We start from the raw sequence: 16,527 nt of genomic DNA on the forward strand, positions 1-16,527 counted from the left end.
TGGCTGCCCCTTCAGCGGCAGCCGCTCCAGGCCCTTTCGGGGCGCGGATCACCCACGCGGCGATGCCGCCGGTGGTGACGGGCGCCGTCGTGATCGGCCTGCTCGGCGCCCAGATCTGGATCAACGCCAAGGTGGACCTGCGCAACCCGCTCAACCTGGTCCCGGCCGCCGCCGGCATCATCATCGGCGTCGGTGGCGTGAAGCTGACCTTCTCCGACACCTTCGAGCTGGGCGGCATCGCGCTCGGCACGATCGTCGTCATCACCGGCTACCACGTGCTGCGCGCCTTCGCCCCGGCCCACCTCAAGGAGCAGGAGCCGCTGCTCGACTCCGGGACCAGCTCGTACGAGGGCAGCGCCGGCCCCGGGGCCGAGAGCACGTCCGGCTCCGACAGCACGTCCGGGGGCGGGCCGGTGTCGAAGAGCTGAGTGATTCGCCCGTTCTGGGGAAGCCGGGCCCGGGGAGTTCCCTCTCGGGCCCGGCTCCTGGGACGCTGCCCCCATGGCGCAGACCACGCAGATCGGGCAGTTCACCGCCGTCGACCCGGTGGTCGAGCGGATGCGCACCATCCGTTCGGCCTGGCACCCGACCGACGGTGTCGCCGTCTTCAACCGGGTCTATCTGACGGTCACGGAGGAGATCGGGCACGCCATCGAGTCCGGTACCTTCACCGACCGCCGGGCGGCCGCGACCCTCGACGTGCGCTTCGCCGAGCGCTACCTCTCGGTCGTCGACTCGGTCACCACCGGCAGCCCCGCCCCGGCCTGCTGGCGGCCGCTCTTCCACTACCGGCGACATCCCGGCGTACGGCCGCTCCAGTTCGCGCTGGCCGGGATCAACGCGCACATCGGGCACGACCTCGCGCTCGCCGTCGTCGACACCTGCCGGACGCTCGAGTGCTCTCCTGAGGACCTGGAGGACGAGTTCGACCGGGTCGGCGACATCCTCGTGCTCCTGGAGGAGCGGATCCGCGAGGAGGTGATGCCGGGCCCGGACCTGCTGGAGATCACGGACCCGCTGACGCACCTGCTGGGCTGCTGGAGCCTGGACCGGGCCCGCGACGGGGCCTGGCTCGCCGCCCGCTCGCTCTGGCAGCTGCGCGAACTGCCCGACCTGGCCGAGGAGTTCAGGGAACGCCTCGACCGGTCGGTGGGCCTGGTGGGACGGATGCTGCTCACGCCGCTCTCCAGGCCGTGATCCGTACGGGGATCAGTCCTCCGGCAGCTCGACCGGGGCGATCTCCTCGTACACATCACCCGGGCCCGGGTTGGTGCCGTCGGTGGCGCCGCCGAAGTGGTGCATCACGCCCCAGACCGCGTTGAGCGCCGTCTGCACCGCGCCCTCGGCCCAGCCGGCCGTCCAGGAGATGTCGTCGCCCGCGAGGAAGATGCCCCGCTTGTCCTCGGGCAGCCGGTCCTGCATGAAGTGGGTGAACAGGCGCCGCTGGTAGCGGTAGTGGCCCGGCAGGTTCGCCTTGAACGCGCCCATGAAGTAGGGCTCGTTCTCCCAGGAGACCGTCACCGGGTTGCCGATGATGTGCTTGCGGATGTCGACCCTCGGGTAGATCTCGCCGAGCGACTTCAGCATGACCTCCATCCGCTCGTTCGCGGACAGCGGCAGCCACTTCAGGCTGTCGTCGCACCAGGTGTACGAGAGGCAGATCGTGGCCGGCTTGTCCGGGCCGTCGTCCAGGAGGTACGTGCCGCGGGTCATCCGGTCGGTCAGCGTCATCGACATGACGTCCCGGCCGGTCTCCTCGTCCTTGTCCAGCCAGAACGGCCGGTCGACGGGCACGAAGAGCTTCGAGCTCTCCATGTAGTGGGTGCGCTCGATCGCCGTCCAGTGGTCGATCGGGAAGAGCGAGTCGTCACAGGCGATCTTGGAGAGCAGCATCCAGGACTGGGCGGTGAAGATCGCCGCCTGGAACGTGCGGATGTCGCCGGACGCGTCGGTGACGGTGATCCGGTTGCCCGCGGTCCGGTTCAGCCGGGTCACGGCCGGCTTCGGGGCGCCCTCGTGCAGGGAGCTGAGCGAGGTGCCCTGCGCCCAGTGGACGATCTTCTCCGGCTCGCGCTCCCACAGGCGCAGCGGCAGCTGCTGCGAGCCGCCCACGATGCCGCGGTGGTGGTCGTCGGCCTCGGTGTAGACGACGCGGAGGATCTCCAGGATGGAGTTGGGGAAGTCGGTGTCCCAGCCGCCGGTGCCGAAGCCGACCTGGCCGAAGATCTCCCGGTGCCGGAAGGACTTGAAGGACTCCGACTCGCAGAGGAAACCGTAGAAGGTCTGGTTGTCGAGCTTCTCGACGAGCTTCGACCAGATCTCGCGGATGCGCGGGACGTCACGCTCGCGCATGGCCTGGTTCATGTCGGAGAAGTCGGCGCCCTCGTCGAGACAGGCGTTCCACGCGTTCATCACGTCGCGGTAGACCTGCGGGAGGTCGTCGACGGTCGTGGCGTAGTGGGACTCGCCCTTGAGGTCGACGACGGTCGACGGGGTCGACTCGGCCAGCGGGTTCGGGAAGGGCGTGGTCTCCAGGCCGACCAGGTCGATGTAGTGCTGGAGCGCGGTCGAGGAGGGCGGGAAGCGCATCGCGCCCATCTCGGCGGTGAGGCCCTCGGTGGCGGTGCCCTCGAAGCCCACGGTACGCAGCCGGCCGCCGATCTGGTCGGCCTCGTACACGACGGGCTTGAGGCCCATCTTCATCAGCTCGTACGCGGCGATGATGCCGGAGAGCCCGCCGCCGATGACGGCGACCTCGGTGCCGTGCTCGGTGGCCGGTATCTGGCCGAGCCCGGCCGGGTGGGCCAGGAAGTCGTCGTACGCGTACGGGAAGTCCGGACCGAACATGGTGATCGGCGGCTGGCCGTCGCTGTGGGGGACGGCGGTCGTGGGCACCGTGGACGTCATGGGGTACGGACTCCTTGCACGGAAAAGGTGAGGCAGGTCGGGGAGGCGGGAGGGGCGGCTCAGACGAGGGAGCCGTAGAGCCCGGGGCGGCGGTCGGCGAGGTACGGGTTGCCCGCCCGCGAGGCCGCCAGGAAGGCGGGGTCGACGTCGCCGAGCACGAGGTCCTCGCCGCGGCCGGCCCGGGCGCGGGCGGTTCCGTCGGGGCCGGCGAGGGTGGAGAGGCCGACGAACTCGAAGTCGCCCTCGGGGCCGGTCCGGTTGGCGTACGCGATGTAGAGCTGGTTCTCGAAGGCGCGTACGGGCACGACGGACTCGGCGACGATCTCGGCGGGGTGCATGAGGGCGGTCGGTACGAGGAGAAGGTCCGTACCGGCCAGCGCCTGCGCCCGGACGTTCTCTGGGAACTCGACGTCGTAGCAGATCATCAGTCCGACGGTGAGCCCGCCGAGCTCCGCCTGCACGACGCTGTCCTCGCCGGGCGTGAACCACTGGGTCTCGAAGCCGCCGTAGAGGTGGGTCTTCCGGTACCGCGCGAGCACCTCGCCGTCGGCGCCGATGAGCTGGGCGGAGTTGTGGAGCACGCCGTGCCGCTCGGTGTTCCGCTCCGGGTAGCCGTAGCCGACGGCCAGGCCGTGGCGCACGGCGATGGCGGCGACGGCGCGGGCGGAGGGGCCGTCGGCCGGTTCGGCCAGGCGCGCCATGTCGGCGCCGATGGCGTACCCGGTGAGGAAGAGCTCGGGGGCGAGCAGCACGCCCGCGCCCGCGGCGGCCGCGCGGGCGGCGGCCTCGTCGAGGATCTTGAGGTTGGCGGCCACGTCACCGAGCTCGCCGGAGCTCTGGAGCAGGGCGGTGCGCAGCGCGGGCATGAGTGATCCTCGGGGGTCGAAAGTACAAGGGGAAGACGTCAAAAACGGTACGGTTCCGCGCTCTGCCGGGACAAGGCGGGAGCGTTGCGGACCGACCGTCGAACCGTTGCGCGATCCGAGGATCGCGCGGCGATTCGTTGCGTACGGCTCCGACCGGGGTCGTACGGGTGCCCCGCCGCGCGGCGGAGAGGGGAACCGTTCCCGGGCGCGACGTCCCGGCGCGGGCCGCGCGGAAGAGTGGTGGTCGTCGGGAAGACCTCAACGAGAAGGACCGGATCACCATGAACCGTCGTACGAAGACCGCCGCACTCGCCGCCGCCCTGCTGATCACGGCGGGGGCCGCGGGCTCCGCCGTCGCCTCGGGGGACGGGAAGGGCGCTCCCCGGGAGGCGGCGGCGCTGACCGGCTCGGCCGAGCTGTACCGGCCGGCCGGGGACGACATCACCTTCACGTTCGACGCGCATCTCGCGGCGAAGGATCGGAACGATCCGTTGAAGGCCACGGGCACGTTCCGCTACAGCCACTACAAGAACGGCGAGGGCGGCTCCGCGACCGTGGAGGTCGACTGCCTCGCGACGGGCGGCAAGGTGGCCACCGTGACGGGCATCGTCGTCGAGACCGACGTACCCGGACTCAAGGACAAGCGGGTCGGGGTGTCGGTGCACGACGACGGCAAGCACGATCGGCTCGGCTACAGCTGGCTCGCCTCCGACCCGACGAAGGACCAGGTGCCGCCGTGCAACAGCGCGGCGCCGTACGAGAGGGTCACGCCCGGCACCGGCGACTTCCACGTCCTGCCGTGGAAGTTCGACTACCCGAAGGAGTGACGGCGGCGGGGACGGCCCCGGCGGGGTTGCGCCGGTAGGGCTACGCGGCAGGGTTACGCCGGTAGGTCTACGCGGGCGAGCCCGAGGAGAAGCGCCGCAGCAGCGGCGAGAGCACCAGGACGGACTTGGTGCGCTCCACGAACGGCTCGCCCGCGATCCGCTCCAGGACCCGTTCGAAGTGCCGCATGTCCGAGGCGAAGACCTGGACGACGGCGTCCGCGTCGCCGGTGACGGTCGACGCGGACACCACCTCGGGGTACCGCTCCAGACCTCGCCGGATGTCGTTCGGCGAGGTGTTGTGGCGGCAGTAGATCTCGACGAAGCCCTCGGTCTCCCAGCCGAGCGCCGCCGGGTCCACCCGTACGGTGAATCCGGTGATGGCGCCCTCGGCCCGGAGCCGGTCCACGCGCCGCTTCACGGCGGGCGCGGAGAGTCCGACGAGCGAGCCGATGTCGGCGTAGCTGCGGCGGGCGTCTTCCGCGAGGGCGTGGACGATGCGTTCGTCGAGGTCGTTGAGTCGCACTACGGGTGGATCACTTCTCTGCTGAGGTCCCTGCCACGGCCGGCGCGGTGGCCAGTCGGGAGCGGCGCATGCCGTACAGGAAGTAGAACACGAGGCCCGCGGCCATCCAGCAACCGAAGACCGTCCAGGTGACCGCGTCCAGGTTGTACATGAGGTACGCACAGGCCACGAAGCCGAGGATCGGGAAGGTCCAGCCGAGCGACACGCGGAAGGTGCGGTCCATGGTTGGGCGGGTGCGGCGCAGCACGATCACCGCGACGTTGACCAGGGCGAAGGCGAAGAGGGTGCCGATGCTGGTGGCGTCGACGAGCTTGCCCAGCGGGATGACGGAGGCGAGGGCGCCGCAGAACAGCGACACGATGACGGTGTTGACGCGGGGGGTGCCGGTCTTGGTGTTGACCTTGGCGAAGACCTTGGGGACGAGGCCGTCGCGGGACATCGCGAAGAGCACGCGGGTCTGGCCGTAGAGCACGGTGAGCACCACGCTGGCGATCGAGATGACGGCGCCGGCGGCGAGCAGGGTGCCCCAGAACTTCTGGCCGCTGACGTCGTTCATGATCGCGGCGAGAGTGGCCTCGGAGCCGTCGAAGTCCTTCCAGTTCCACGCGCCGACGGCGACGGCCGCGACCGCCACGTAGAGCACGGTGACGATGAGCAGCGACAGCATGATCGCGCGGGGCAGGTCGCGCTTGGGGTTCTTCGCCTCCTCACCGGCGGTGGAGGCGGCGTCGAAGCCGATGTACGAGAAGAAGAGGGTGGCCCCGGCGGCGCCGACGCCGGCCATGCCGAGCGGCATGAAGTCGGCGTAGTTGCCGGACTTGAAGCCCATGAAGCCGATGGCGCAGAAGAGCACGAGCGCGGCGATCTTCACGAAGACCATGATCGTGTTGACCACGGCGGACTCACGGGCGCCGCCGAGCAGGAACACCATGGCGAGCAGGACCACGATGAGGCCGGGCAGGTTGATCACGCCGCCTTCGCCCGGGGCGGAGGAGAGCATCGCGGGGATGGTGACGCCGATGGTGCCGTCGAGCAGCTCGTTGAGGTACTCGCCCCAGCCGACGGCCACGGCGGCGACCGAAACGCCGTACTCCAGGACCAGGCACCAGCCGCAGACCCAGGCGACGAGTTCACCCATCGTTGCGTAAGCGTACGAGTAGGAGGAACCCGCAACCGGTATGGAGCCGGCCAGCTCGGCGTACGAGAGGGCCGAGAAGAGGGCCGCGAGGCCCGCGATGGCGAAGGCGAGGGTGACCGCGGGACCGGCCTCGGGGACGGCGTCGCCGAGGACGACGAAGATGCCGGTACCGAGCGTGGCGCCGATGCTGATCATGGTCAGCTGCCACATGGAGAGCGAGCGGCGGAGGTTGCCTCCCTCACCCTGCCCACCCTCTGCGACCAGCTGTTCCACCGGCTTGCGACGGGTGAGCGCGCCGAGAGCGGAGGTCTTGGGGGTGGCCGTGTCGACGACCGGTGGGGCTGCGCCGTGGTCCAGCACTGCGGAGGCTCCTTATCGCTGCCTGTAGGCGGGGCGAGGACCGCGGCGGTACGTGGACATGACGAGTCAGGCCCACGGGGGAAGGGGAACCGCCGAGCAGACGGTCGCCGCCACTCCTGGTACGAGGCACGAGCCTAAACGCCCTGGGTTCGCACTCGTAATGCAGGGTTGTTGCGCAGTACCGAACGATCATTGCGCGCTTCGCGCCCGGACGGGGAAACATTGCGCGCCCCCGCATGAATCGACACATCCGGGTGTGAACCGGTGCCCGCGCGCGCATGGACTCCTCATGACGGATGACGGACGTTGCGAGCCCCTGACCACCCCTCGGACGGAGGCCCCGGCGGGCTGGCTCGACCCGGCACCCTTCCTGCGCGGTACGGCCTGGCTGGACGGCGGCCGGCCCGTGCGGGCGGATCCCGCCGACCTGGACCGGCTGCCGTGGGACATCGCCGAGCGGGCCGCGCTGCCCATCGGCGTACGGCTCGAGTTCACCGCCGAGCCCGGTACGCGCGCGGTGCGGCTGCGGTACCGGGCCACCGTCCCGGAGGCGGGCGACCCACTCGCCGGGCTGCGCCACTGCTTCGCCCTGTGGAGCGGGACGCGGTTCGTCGGCGAGACCTGCGCCGCACCGGCCGCCGAGGCGACCGTCACGCTCCCGCTGCCCCCGGGCGGCGGTGTCTTCACCCTCCACCTCCCGGAGGGGCAGGCGCCGGTGCCGCTCGCCCTGCGGGCCGTCGGCGGCGCCCTCTCCCCCGCCCCGGTCCGGCCGCGCTGGCTGGTCCACGGCGACTCGATCACCGAGGGCTGGTGGTCGACCCGCCCCGCCCACTCCTGGCCCGCGACGGCGGGACGGCTGCTCGGACTCGACGCGGTGAACCTCGGGTACGCGGGAGGGGCGCGGGGCGAGCTGCCGCTCGCCGAGCAGTTGGCGCGGCTGCCCGGCGAGGTGATCACCCTCGCGTTCGGCACGAACTGCTGGTCCCGGGTGCCCGCGACGGCCGACTGGCTGTACGCCACCGTCCGGGCGTTCGTCGGCCTCGTGCGGCAGGGGCACCCGGACACCCCCCTGCTCATCGTCTCGCCTGTCCTGCGCCCGGAGGCCGAGCACACCCGCAACGCCCTGGGGGCCACCCTCACGGAGCTGCGCAGGGCCATGGAGCGGGCCGGCCGGGACCTGGCGGCGGAGGGCGACGGACGGCTCCTGGTGCTGCCTGGGCGGCCGCTGCTCGGCCCGGAGCACCTGGCGGACGGGCTGCACCCGGACGACCGGGGGCATGCGCGGATCGCTTCGGCGGTGGCGGAGGCGCTGGGGCCGCATGTACCGGGGGCGCGGGAGCCCTAGCCGGGAGGGGGCGCGGCTGTGGGCACCTGCGCCTCACGACGGCGTCACCCCCCCGTTGTGGGCAGGCGTTCCGCGGGGCGGAACGGGTGGGCACAACCCACGACGGCGCCGCACCGCCCGTTGTGGGCAGGCGTTCCGCAGGGCGGAACGGGTGGGCACAACCCACGACGGCGTCACCCCCCCGTTGTGGGCAGGCGTTCCGCAGGGCGGAACGGGTGGGCACAACCCACGACGGCGTCACCCCCCCGTTGTGGGCAGGCGTTCCGCGGGGCGGAACGGGTGGGCACGACCCACGACGGCGCCGCACCCGTGGTGCACGTCCAGGCGCAGGAGCCTAGGCCCGGCAAGGGGGCGCCGTCCCGTGTGCCCACCCGTCCCGCCCTGCGGGACGATTGCCCACACGGCGGGGCGTGGCGCCCGGACGGGCGGGCGCCGCCCCGCGCAGCCGTTGGGTGGGGGAACGCTCGGTCTGCGGGAACAGCGTGGGCCCCCGGGAGAGGTGTCCCGGGGGCCCACGGTGTGCGGCGGCGAGGAACTGCTAGCTCCAGCTGGCGTGCAGCGGCTTGCCCTCGGCGTAGCCCGCGGCGGACTGGATGCCGACCACGGACTTCTCCTCGAACTCGGCGAGCGAGCCGGCACCGGCGTAGGTGCAGGAGGACCGGACGCCCGCGATGATCGAGTCGATCAGGTCCTCGACGCCCGGACGGGCCGGGTCGAGGAACATGCGCGAGGTGGAGATGCCCTCCTCGAACAGCGCCTTGCGAGCGCGGTCGTAGGCGGACTCGTCCGAGGTCCGGTTCCGGACCGCGCGCGCGGAGGCCATACCGAAGGACTCCTTGTACGCGCGCCCCTTGGCGTCGTGCTGGAGGTCGCCGGGGGACTCGTACGTACCGGCGAACCAGGAGCCGATCATCACGTTGGAGGCGCCGGCGGCGAGCGCCATGGCGACGTCGCGCGGGTGCCGGACACCACCGTCGGCCCAGACGTGCTTGCCGTACTTCTTCGCCTCGGCGGCGCACTCGAGGACGGCCGAGAACTGCGGGCGGCCGACGCCGGTCATCATGCGGGTGGTGCACATGGCACCGGGGCCCACGCCGACCTTGATGATGTCGGCGCCCGCCTCGATGAGGTCCTTGACGCCCTCGGCGGCGACGATGTTGCCCGCGACGATCGGGACGTGCGGGTCGAGCGCCCGTACGGTCCGGATGGCGGAGATCATCGACTCCTGGTGGCCGTGCGCGGTGTCGATGACCAGCGTGTCGACGCCTGCGTCGAGCAGCTGCTTGGCCTTGCCCGCCACGTCGCCGTTGATGCCGACGGCGGCGGCGATGCGCAGCTGGCCGTTCTTGTCGACGGCCGGGCTGTAGAGCGTCGCGCGCAGCGCGCCCTTGCGGGTGAGGATGCCGACGAGCTTGCCGTCCGCGTCGACGGCCGGAGCGTAGCGGCGGTTGGCCGCGTCGAGGGTGTTGAACGCCTCGCGCGGGTCGATGTCGGCGTCCAGGAGCAGCAGGTCCTTGGACATGACCTCGGAGAGCTGCGTGAAGCGGTCCACGCCGGAGAGGTCGGCGTCGGTGACGACACCCACGGGGCGGCGGTTCTCGTCGACGACGACACCGGCGTCGTGGGCGCGCTTGGGCAGCAGCGACAGCGCGTCGGCGACGGTCTGGTGCGGCTCGAGGACGATCGGGGTGTCGAGCACGTGGTGGCGGCTCTTGACCCAGGCGATGACGTCGGTGACGACCTCGATCGGGATGTCCTGCGGGATGACGACGATGCCGCCGCGGCGGGCGACGGTCTCGGCCATCCGGCGGCCGGCGATGGCGGTCATGTTGGCGACGACCAGCGGGATCGTCGTCCCGCTTCCGTCGGGCGAGGAGAGGTCCACCGCCTGGCGGGAACCGACGGCCGAGCGGCTCGGCACCATGAACACATCGTCGTACGTCAGGTCGTAGGGCGGCTTGACGTCATTGAGGAAACGCACGTGCTGACATCCCAGTCGTTCGGATCGGCCCCTAGGCATTTCAGCCAGGGGAAAAAGCACGTAGTTCATTCTCCCACGCCGGTACGGATACCGACCCCGGGCTATTCGTCCGAGTCTTGCGGGGGCCTGCCTGTCGGATCCTCCAAACCGCCGAGCGAGAGGAGGACGGTGAGGCCCTCGGCGCTGGCGCGGGCCGCCGCGGAGAAGACCTCCTCGGCGGTCGCCCACTCGTCGGGGCTTGCCTCGGCATAAGCCTGCCAGCCGGTGACCACGATCGCCATGGGGCGGCGCATATCGGCGAGGCTGTCGGCGAGGGCGTCCCAGTTGCGCCCGAACCAGACCGGTAGCGGGAGGGCGCGTACGCAGCGGTTCATGAAGGTGGTCTTGTCGGTGACTCCGTGCAGGTCGAGCACGACGGGGCGGGAAAGGTCGGGGGCCCCGTGGCCCGTGCCGTGGGTCGCGTTCATGCTCCGACCACCTCCCGGAAGCTCTGGTAGTGGTCGTCGGTGTAGTACGTCTCCCCGCTCAGGCCGGTGACGATGCGCCGGGCCCCGCGATCCCGTTCGCCGGGCGTCCTGACCGTGTACTCGCGGTAGTGGCCGCGCGGGCGCCGCGGCAGGATCCGCTCGAAGTTGCCGAACTCCGCCCCGTCTTTGGCGTACGGGAAGGGCCCACCGCGCGCGATGAGCGCCAGCGTCTCGCGTGCCTCGGGCGGCAGGTCCGCGGCCTGCACCACGGGCAGCGTGGAGGCCCTGCTCGGCGATGCCGAGAAGCTGCGCGGGGCGGAGGTGCTCTCGCCGCCGCCGCCCGAGCACCCGGTGAGGAGGAGCGAGAGGCCGGCGAACAGCGCGAGCACGGCCCGTGCGCACCTGAGGGTCATGGCCCCGATGCTGCCACCGCGCCACCGGCCGCACGGGACGGACGCGCCGCCTCAGCGGGTACGGGCCTACACCGCCCAAGCGGGCCCAGGTCCGCCACCGCCTCAGTCGGCCGGTCCGACCCCCTCAGTCGGCCCGGTCCGACCCCCGTCGGGGCCTCAGCTGCCGTCCGGGTCCGTCCGGTCGAGGGCCGGGTGCGTGCCCGGGCTCGAGTCGGTGAGCAGGAAGTCCGCCGCGGCCCGGTCGGTCACCAGGCTGGTGACGAGTCCGGAGCGGAGCACGGCCCCGATCGCCGCCGCCTTGCGCTGCCCGCCCGCGATCGCCACGACCTCGGGGATACGGCGCAGCCGGTCCGCCTCGACGGTGATGCAGCGCTCGCCCAGGTCACGGCCGACCCGGCGGCCCTCGGCGTCGAAGAGGTGCGCGGACATCTCCGCGGCGACGCCGAGCGAGGCGTAGTGGGCGCGCTCCTCGTCGGAGAGCATGTCGTGGACGGTGGAGATGCCCGGCTCCCAGGAGCCGATGGAGACGCAGGCGACGGTCACCTTGTCGAAGTACTCGAAGGCCCGCGCGATACCGGTCTGGCTGCGCAGGGCGGCCGCCGTCGCCGGGTCGGGCAGCAGCATCGGCGCGTAGATCGGGTGGGCCTCGCCGCCGGAGACCTGGGCGGCGCGGCGTACCGCCTCGACGGAGCCGCGCTCGGCGGTCCCGGCGTCGTACACCCCGGTGAGCTGAACGACCGTGCACGGGGGCAGCCGGTCGAGGGCCGCCGCCATGTGGATGGTGGAGCGGCCCCAGGCCAGGCCCAGGACGTCGCCCTCGGCGACCAGCTCGCCGAGGAGGTCGGCCGCGACCTCGCCGAGGTTCTCCGGGTCGGGCGACTCGTCCTCGCCCTCCGCCGGGGACTCGACGACGACGGCGTGACGGAGCCCGTAGCGGGCGCGGAGCGCGTCGGAGCGCTCGGCGTCCAGCTCGGCCGGTACGCGGATCTCGATGCGCACGAGGTCGCGCTCCAGGGCGGTCTCCAGGACCCGGGCCACCTTGAAGCGGCTCACGCCGAACTCCTCGGCGATCTGGATCTTCGACTTGCCCTCGAGGTAGAAGCGGCGGGCCATGGCCGCCGCCTGCACCAGCTCCGCGGGGCCCATCCGCAGGGCTGACCGTCCCGCCGACATACCCGCCACCGCGATCTCCTCACTGCCGTTCACGTACCGCTGCTTACGTACCGCTGTTTACGTTCACACTCTGGGCTCGCCGTTCCATCCTGTCAGATCCGGCGGGCCTTGATCAGTCCTGTCCACAGCCCGACGGGCCGCGTTCATCCGCCGGAGGCTCAGTGGCCACACGCCCAGGGGGCGGTGGCCGTCACGGCGTCCGCGCGGGCCCTGAGGGAGGCGACGGCGGCGGCGGGGTCCGCCGCGCCGTAGACCGCGGAACCCGCGACGAAGACGTCGGCGCCGGCCTCTGCGCACCGCTCGATCGTGGACTCGGCGACCCCGCCGTCGACCTGGAGCCACAGTTCGAGACCGTGCTTGGAGATCAGCTCCCGGGTACGGCGGATCTTGGGCAGCATGATGTCGAGGAAGGCCTGGCCGCCGAAGCCGGGCTCGACCGTCATGATCAGCAGCATGTCGAGCTCGGGGAGCAGGTCCTCGTACGGCTCGATGGGCGTGGCCGGCTTGAGTGCCATCGAGGCCCGCGCGCCCTTGGCCCGGATCTCGCGGGCGAGCCGGACGGGCGCGGCAGCGGCCTCGACGTGGAAGGTCACCGAGCCGGCGCCCGCCTCCACGTACTGGGGCGCCCACCGGTCGGGGTCCTCGATCATCAGGTGGCAGTCGAGGGGGGTGTCGGTCGCGCGGGCGAGCGACTCCACGATCGGCACGCCCAGGGTGAGGTTGGGCACGAAGTGGTTGTCCATCACGTCGACGTGCAGCCAGTCCGCCCCGTCGACGGCCTTCGCCTCCTCGGCGAGCCGGGCGAAGTCCGCGGACAGGATGCTGGGGTAGATCTGCGCCATGGGCCAAGCCTCCCACGTTCTTGGGTACTTCTTTGCCGCCGAGCGGTTTCGGTACCGGTCCAGACCACTTTCGGTACGAAGCGACGAGCCGGTGACCCGTACAGACCGGGAGATTGCGGGCGGACGGTGGGACTCACCGCCCGAACGCTCAGGCGGTCCGGCGGATCAGCGCCAGATACATGGCGTCCGTACCGTGCAGATGCGGCCAGAGCTGGAGGTCGGGTCCTTCGCCGAGCGCCGGTACGCCCGGCAGCAGCGGGCGGGCGTCGATCAGCTCGGCGCCGCCGGTCTTCTTCAGGACGTCGTCGACGACGACCCGGGTCTCCGCGAGATGCGGGGAGCAGGTCGCGTACCCCACGACACCGCCGACGCGCACCGCGCTCAGCGCCTCGGTGAGGAGTGCGCGCTGGAGCGGGGCGAAGCCGTCCAGGTCGTCGGGGCGGCGGCGCCAGCGGGCCTCGGGGCGGCGGCGCAGGGCGCCGAGGCCCGAGCACGGCACGTCCATGAGGACCCGGTCGAAGGAGCCGGGGCGCCACGGCGGGCGGGTGCCGTCGGCGGCGATCACCTGGTACGGGCCGGGGTTGCCCGCGAGCGCGCGCTCGACGAGGCGGGCGCGGTGCGGCTGCTTCTCGGAGGCGAGCAGGAAGGCGCCCCGCTCGGAGGCGAGGGCGGCGAGGAGGGCGGCCTTGCCGCCGGGGCCCGCGCAGCCGTCGAGCCAGCGGGAGTCGGGGCCGTCGAGGGGCGCGTTCGCGAGGGCGATCGCGACGAGCTGGCTGCCCTCGTCCTGCACGCCGGCGCTGCCGTCCTTCACCGCCTCGATGGCGCCGGGCTCGCCGCCCTCGGCCATCCGCAGGGCGTACGGGGACCAGCGGCCCGGCAGGGTCTCGGTGGCCGCGGCGAGCTCCTCCGTGGTGGAGCGGCCGGGGCGGGCGACGAGGGTGACCTCGGGGCGCTCGTTGTCGGCCTCCAGGAGGTCCTCGATCCCGGCGCGGGGGCCGCCGAGGGAGTCCCAGAGCGCCGAGACGATCCAGCGGGGGTGCGAGTGGACGACGGCGAGGTGGTCCTCGGGGTCCTTGTCGTACGGCGGGGCGACCTGCGCCACCCAGGCGTCGAGGTCCTGCTGCGAGATCTTCCGCAGGACGGCGTTCACGAACTTGGCCCGCCCGTCGCCGAGCACCACCCGGGCCAGCTCGACGCTGGCGGAGACGGCGGCGTGGGTGGGGATCCGGGTGCCGAGCAGCTGGTGCGCGCCGAGCGCGAGCACGTCGAGCACGGGCGGGTCGACCTCGCGCAGTGGGCGGTCGATGCAGGCGGAGATGATCGCGTCGTACGTCCCCTGGCGGCGCAGCGTCCCGTACACCAGCTCGGTCGCGAGCGCCGCGTCCCGCGCGTCGAAGTCGCCCTTCTCCCGAGCCTTCTTCAGCAGCGGCGGCAGCACCAGGTTGGCGTAGGCGTCCCGCTCGTCCACCGCCCTCAACGCCTCGAAGGCGAGCATCCGGACGGGGTCCTTCTGGGGCCGCCGGTAGGGCTTGGGGGGACGGCGACGTGCCTGCTCGCTCAAAGGTGCTCCGCGTGAAGAAAAGAAGAGGTCCAACCCCCCAAGCCTACGTCTGCCGACGTCTACCGGGGAAAACGCCCCTGACGGATCGCCCAGTCCTCGGCCGCGACCAGGCACACGGCCGGCTCGGTGCCGCCGCCGTCCGCCTCGAAGGCGACGAGCACGGGCGGCTCGGCTCCGACGAGACGGGCGACCTCCGCACGCTCCCCCGGCGTGGGCGCGCGGAATTCCGGATCCATGAAGTGCATCGGACACCGGACGTAGAGGGTGTCCGTGAAGACGACTTCGAGCCCGTGGTGGTACGAGAGGTCGTGGCCGGCGGCCAGGGTGAGCCGGCTGCCGTCGTAGGAGCGGACCTCCCAGTCCCACCAGGAGCCCTCGGGAAGGGGCAGCACCCCCGCTACGCGCCCAGCCGCTCACCAGGAGCGATCCGCACCCCGCGGGCCCAGTCCGCCGCCTTCATCGGCTTCTTGCCCTGGGGCTGGACCCAGAGGAGTTCGACGGCGTGCGAGCCGGTGCCCGCGTACACGTTGTTCTTGCCGACCGCGAGCTCGCCCGGGGCGAGGTCGGTGCGGTCCGGCAGCGGGGTGACCTGGATCAGCTTGAGGCGCTCGCCGCGGAAGACGGTCCAGGCGCCGGGGGCCGGGGTGCAGCCGCGGACCACCCGGTCGACCCGGAGCGCGGGGGCGGCGAAGTCGACGTGCGCGTCCTCGACCTGGATCTTCGGGGCGAGGGTGATGCCCTCGACGGGCTGCGGGACGGCCTGGAGCGCCCCGTCCTCGATGCCGTCCATGGTCGCGGCGAGCAGCCCGGCGCCCGCGAACGCGAGCCGGGTGAGCAGGTCACCGCTCGTGTCGGTGGGACGGACGTCCTCGGTGACGACGCCGTAGACCGGCCCCGAGTCGAGCCCCTCCTCGATCAGGAAGGTCGACGCGCCCGTCACCTGGTCGCCCGCCATCAGCGAGTGCTGCACGGGCGCCGCGCCCCGCCACGCCGGCAGCAGCGAGAAGTGCAGGTTGACCCAACCCCTGGCCGGGATGTCGAGGGCGACCTTCGGCAGCAGCGCGCCGTACGCGACGACCGGGCAGCAGTCCGGCGCGATCTCCCGCAGCCGGGCAAGGAACTCCTCGTCACGGGGCCTGGCCGGCTTGAGGACCTCGATCCCGGCCTCCTCCGCCCGCTGGGCCACCGGGCTGGCGACGAGCCGCCGGCCGCGCCCCGCCGGCGCGTCCGGCCGGGTGACCACGGCGGCGACCTCGTGCCGGCCGGAGGAGAGCAGGGCGTCCAGGGCGGGAACGGCGACCTCGGGGGTGCCTGCGAAGACGAGCTTCATGGGTGGCGACTGCCTGTCTGTCCGGGGGCTTTACGGGCAGCGCACCAGTCTAGGGGGGTCTTGTGGAGGGGGCGTACGGGAGGACGAGCGCCCCGCGCATATGCGTGTACGCCCCCGCAGCGTGACCCAACTCCTGGTGGCGCGTTGGTCAAGAGAGATTGACCGAATCGGGTCGCCGTTCCCCTTGCGGCCCTTCCCCTTACATGCCGGTTCGAGAGGCTTTCACATGGCCGACCACGCAACCCACGACGCCCAGGCTCGGGCGAGTCTGCACCTGCTGGTGCGGGACATCGAGCGGGTCCGGCGGCAGGTGGACGCACTGCGCACGCTCACGGCCCAGCTGGGCAATGTCTACCGCCCTCGCCGCTCCGGTCCGTCCACGGGCTTCGTCGTCTACGGGCGGGCCCCCGCCCCGACCGTACGTCTCGCCCAGGAGCTGCGGGACAGCGTCGAGACCCTGGTGACCGCCGCGGTCGACTTCGACCGCTCGCTCGGTTTCTCCTGGGACGCGGTGGGCTCCGCGCTCGGCGTCACCAAGCAGGCCGTCCACCGCCGCTACGGTGCGCGCCGCGCGCCCCAGCCGGGCACGGTCGTCGACCAGGACCCGATCGTCGAGCCGGGCGTGACCCGCACGATCCCCTCGGTCCCCGCGGCCCGCTCGATGCCCCCGCAGCCCACCTCTGGCAGCGCCGCCCTCCGCGAGGACCCGCGCCCGCCGGCCTTCCCGGGCCCGCGCAACGGCTGACCCGGGCACACCCGAACGGCCGCCCACCCCACCAGGGGCAGGCGGCCGT

The 16,527-nt window shown here is 72.3% G+C and carries 16 protein-coding genes and 1 pseudogene; 5 read left to right on the forward strand and 12 right to left on the reverse strand.

Going from position 1 to position 16,527, the window contains the following annotated elements; translation table 11 throughout:
* Positions 1-35: 35 nt before the first annotated feature.
* Positions 36-428, forward strand: a pseudogene (locus ABT034_RS17790) (nitrate reductase); the annotation flags it as partial.
* Positions 429-501: 73 nt separating this feature from the next.
* Entirely contained in the window at positions 502-1,197 is a 696-nt protein-coding gene (locus ABT034_RS17795) for a DUF5995 family protein (protein WP_351216122.1), read from the forward strand.
* A gap of 12 nt (positions 1,198-1,209) precedes the next feature.
* On the opposite strand, the gene ABT034_RS17800 is transcribed toward ABT034_RS17795, so the two are convergent.
* Together ABT034_RS17800 and ABT034_RS17805 are read right to left on the reverse strand one after the other, a co-directional pair.
* The gene (locus ABT034_RS17800; protein ID WP_351216124.1) at positions 1,210-2,907 is read right to left on the reverse strand and encodes a flavin monoamine oxidase family protein; all 1,698 of its coding nucleotides are present in this window, start codon (positions 2,905-2,907) and stop codon (positions 1,210-1,212) included.
* Positions 2,908-2,966: 59 nt separating this feature from the next.
* Positions 2,967-3,773, reverse strand: a complete 807-nt coding sequence (locus ABT034_RS17805; RefSeq protein WP_351216126.1) for a carbon-nitrogen hydrolase family protein — start codon at positions 3,771-3,773, stop codon at positions 2,967-2,969.
* Between the two features lie 281 nt (positions 3,774-4,054).
* Between ABT034_RS17805 and ABT034_RS17810 the strand changes: the two genes are divergently transcribed.
* Complete coding sequence (locus ABT034_RS17810) at positions 4,055-4,600, forward strand: Repetin (RefSeq protein WP_351216128.1); 546 nt, start codon at positions 4,055-4,057, stop codon at positions 4,598-4,600.
* Between the two features lie 67 nt (positions 4,601-4,667).
* Here the strand turns inward: ABT034_RS17810 and ABT034_RS17815 are convergent, their stop codons facing one another.
* Complete coding sequence (locus ABT034_RS17815; protein ID WP_030204433.1) at positions 4,668-5,123, reverse strand: Lrp/AsnC family transcriptional regulator; 456 nt, start codon at positions 5,121-5,123, stop codon at positions 4,668-4,670.
* 10 nt (positions 5,124-5,133) lie between these two features.
* Positions 5,134-6,621, reverse strand: coding sequence for an amino acid permease (locus ABT034_RS17820; protein WP_351216131.1), 1,488 nt, complete (start codon positions 6,619-6,621; stop codon positions 5,134-5,136).
* 289 nt (positions 6,622-6,910) lie between these two features.
* Here ABT034_RS17820 and ABT034_RS17825 point away from each other — a divergent pair, with 289 nt between their 5' ends.
* Positions 6,911-7,966, forward strand: coding sequence for a GDSL-type esterase/lipase family protein (locus ABT034_RS17825; protein ID WP_351216133.1), 1,056 nt, complete (start codon positions 6,911-6,913; stop codon positions 7,964-7,966).
* A 538-nt stretch (positions 7,967-8,504) separates the two neighbouring features.
* Here ABT034_RS17825 and ABT034_RS17830 read toward each other — a convergent pair.
* The 8 genes from ABT034_RS17830 to fmt all read right to left on the reverse strand — a co-directional run bounded on the left by ABT034_RS17830 (position 8,505) and on the right by fmt (position 15,733).
* Complete coding sequence (locus ABT034_RS17830) at positions 8,505-9,947, reverse strand: GuaB1 family IMP dehydrogenase-related protein (protein ID WP_351216135.1); 1,443 nt, start codon at positions 9,945-9,947, stop codon at positions 8,505-8,507.
* A gap of 101 nt (positions 9,948-10,048) precedes the next feature.
* Complete coding sequence (locus ABT034_RS17835; protein ID WP_351216137.1) at positions 10,049-10,414, reverse strand: barstar family protein; 366 nt, start codon at positions 10,412-10,414, stop codon at positions 10,049-10,051.
* Positions 10,411-10,827, reverse strand: a complete 417-nt coding sequence (locus ABT034_RS17840) for a guanyl-specific ribonuclease (RefSeq protein ID WP_351216139.1) — start codon at positions 10,825-10,827, stop codon at positions 10,411-10,413. The genes ABT034_RS17835 and ABT034_RS17840 overlap by 4 nt, the downstream gene beginning before the upstream one ends.
* Before the next feature lie 156 nt (positions 10,828-10,983).
* The gene (locus tag ABT034_RS17845; protein WP_351216141.1) at positions 10,984-12,033 is read right to left on the reverse strand and encodes a sugar-binding transcriptional regulator; all 1,050 of its coding nucleotides are present in this window, start codon (positions 12,031-12,033) and stop codon (positions 10,984-10,986) included.
* Between the two features lie 125 nt (positions 12,034-12,158).
* The gene (gene rpe / locus ABT034_RS17850) at positions 12,159-12,842 is read right to left on the reverse strand and encodes a ribulose-phosphate 3-epimerase (RefSeq protein ID WP_351216143.1); all 684 of its coding nucleotides are present in this window, start codon (positions 12,840-12,842) and stop codon (positions 12,159-12,161) included.
* 148 nt (positions 12,843-12,990) lie between these two features.
* Positions 12,991-14,403 carry an RsmB/NOP family class I SAM-dependent RNA methyltransferase gene (locus tag ABT034_RS17855; RefSeq protein WP_351216145.1) on the reverse strand — a complete coding sequence of 471 codons (1,413 nt, stop codon included), beginning with the start codon at positions 14,401-14,403 and terminating at the stop codon, positions 12,991-12,993.
* 59 nt (positions 14,404-14,462) lie between these two features.
* Entirely contained in the window at positions 14,463-14,795 is a 333-nt protein-coding gene (locus tag ABT034_RS17860; protein WP_351216147.1) for a hypothetical protein, read from the reverse strand.
* Between the two features lie 5 nt (positions 14,796-14,800).
* Positions 14,801-15,733 (reverse strand): methionyl-tRNA formyltransferase, encoded by a 933-nt coding sequence (gene fmt, locus ABT034_RS17865; RefSeq protein WP_351216149.1) that lies wholly within the window; start codon positions 15,731-15,733, stop codon positions 14,801-14,803.
* A gap of 226 nt (positions 15,734-15,959) precedes the next feature.
* Here fmt and ABT034_RS17870 point away from each other — a divergent pair, with 226 nt between their 5' ends.
* Complete coding sequence (locus ABT034_RS17870; protein ID WP_351216151.1) at positions 15,960-16,478, forward strand: hypothetical protein; 519 nt, start codon at positions 15,960-15,962, stop codon at positions 16,476-16,478.
* The last annotated feature ends 49 nt before the right edge of the window (positions 16,479-16,527 follow it).

It is taken from the genome of Streptomyces sp. NPDC002773 (assembly GCF_040295605.1).
In the GTDB taxonomy this organism is placed as follows: domain Bacteria; phylum Actinomycetota; class Actinomycetes; order Streptomycetales; family Streptomycetaceae; genus Streptomyces.

What these genes read in the sequence shown, in the direction of transcription:
- rpe (WP_351216143.1), bottom strand. Translation starts at nt 12,842, where the DNA reads ATGGCGCAGATCTACCCCAGCATCCTGTCCGCGGACTTCGCCCGGCTC.
- ABT034_RS17825 (WP_351216133.1), top strand. Translation starts at nt 6,911, where the DNA reads ATGACGGATGACGGACGTTGCGAGCCCCTGACCACCCCTCGGACGGAG.
- ABT034_RS17805 (WP_351216126.1), bottom strand. Translation starts at nt 3,773, where the DNA reads ATGCCCGCGCTGCGCACCGCCCTGCTCCAGAGCTCCGGCGAGCTCGGT.
- ABT034_RS17835 (WP_351216137.1), bottom strand. Translation starts at nt 10,414, where the DNA reads ATGAACGCGACCCACGGCACGGGCCACGGGGCCCCCGACCTTTCCCGC.
- ABT034_RS17870 (WP_351216151.1), top strand. Translation starts at nt 15,960, where the DNA reads ATGGCCGACCACGCAACCCACGACGCCCAGGCTCGGGCGAGTCTGCAC.
- ABT034_RS17795 (WP_351216122.1), top strand. Translation starts at nt 502, where the DNA reads ATGGCGCAGACCACGCAGATCGGGCAGTTCACCGCCGTCGACCCGGTG.
- ABT034_RS17800 (WP_351216124.1), bottom strand. Translation starts at nt 2,907, where the DNA reads ATGACGTCCACGGTGCCCACGACCGCCGTCCCCCACAGCGACGGCCAG.
- fmt (WP_351216149.1), bottom strand. Translation starts at nt 15,733, where the DNA reads ATGAAGCTCGTCTTCGCAGGCACCCCCGAGGTCGCCGTTCCCGCCCTG.
- ABT034_RS17810 (WP_351216128.1), top strand. Translation starts at nt 4,055, where the DNA reads ATGAACCGTCGTACGAAGACCGCCGCACTCGCCGCCGCCCTGCTGATC.
- ABT034_RS17840 (WP_351216139.1), bottom strand. Translation starts at nt 10,827, where the DNA reads ATGACCCTCAGGTGCGCACGGGCCGTGCTCGCGCTGTTCGCCGGCCTC.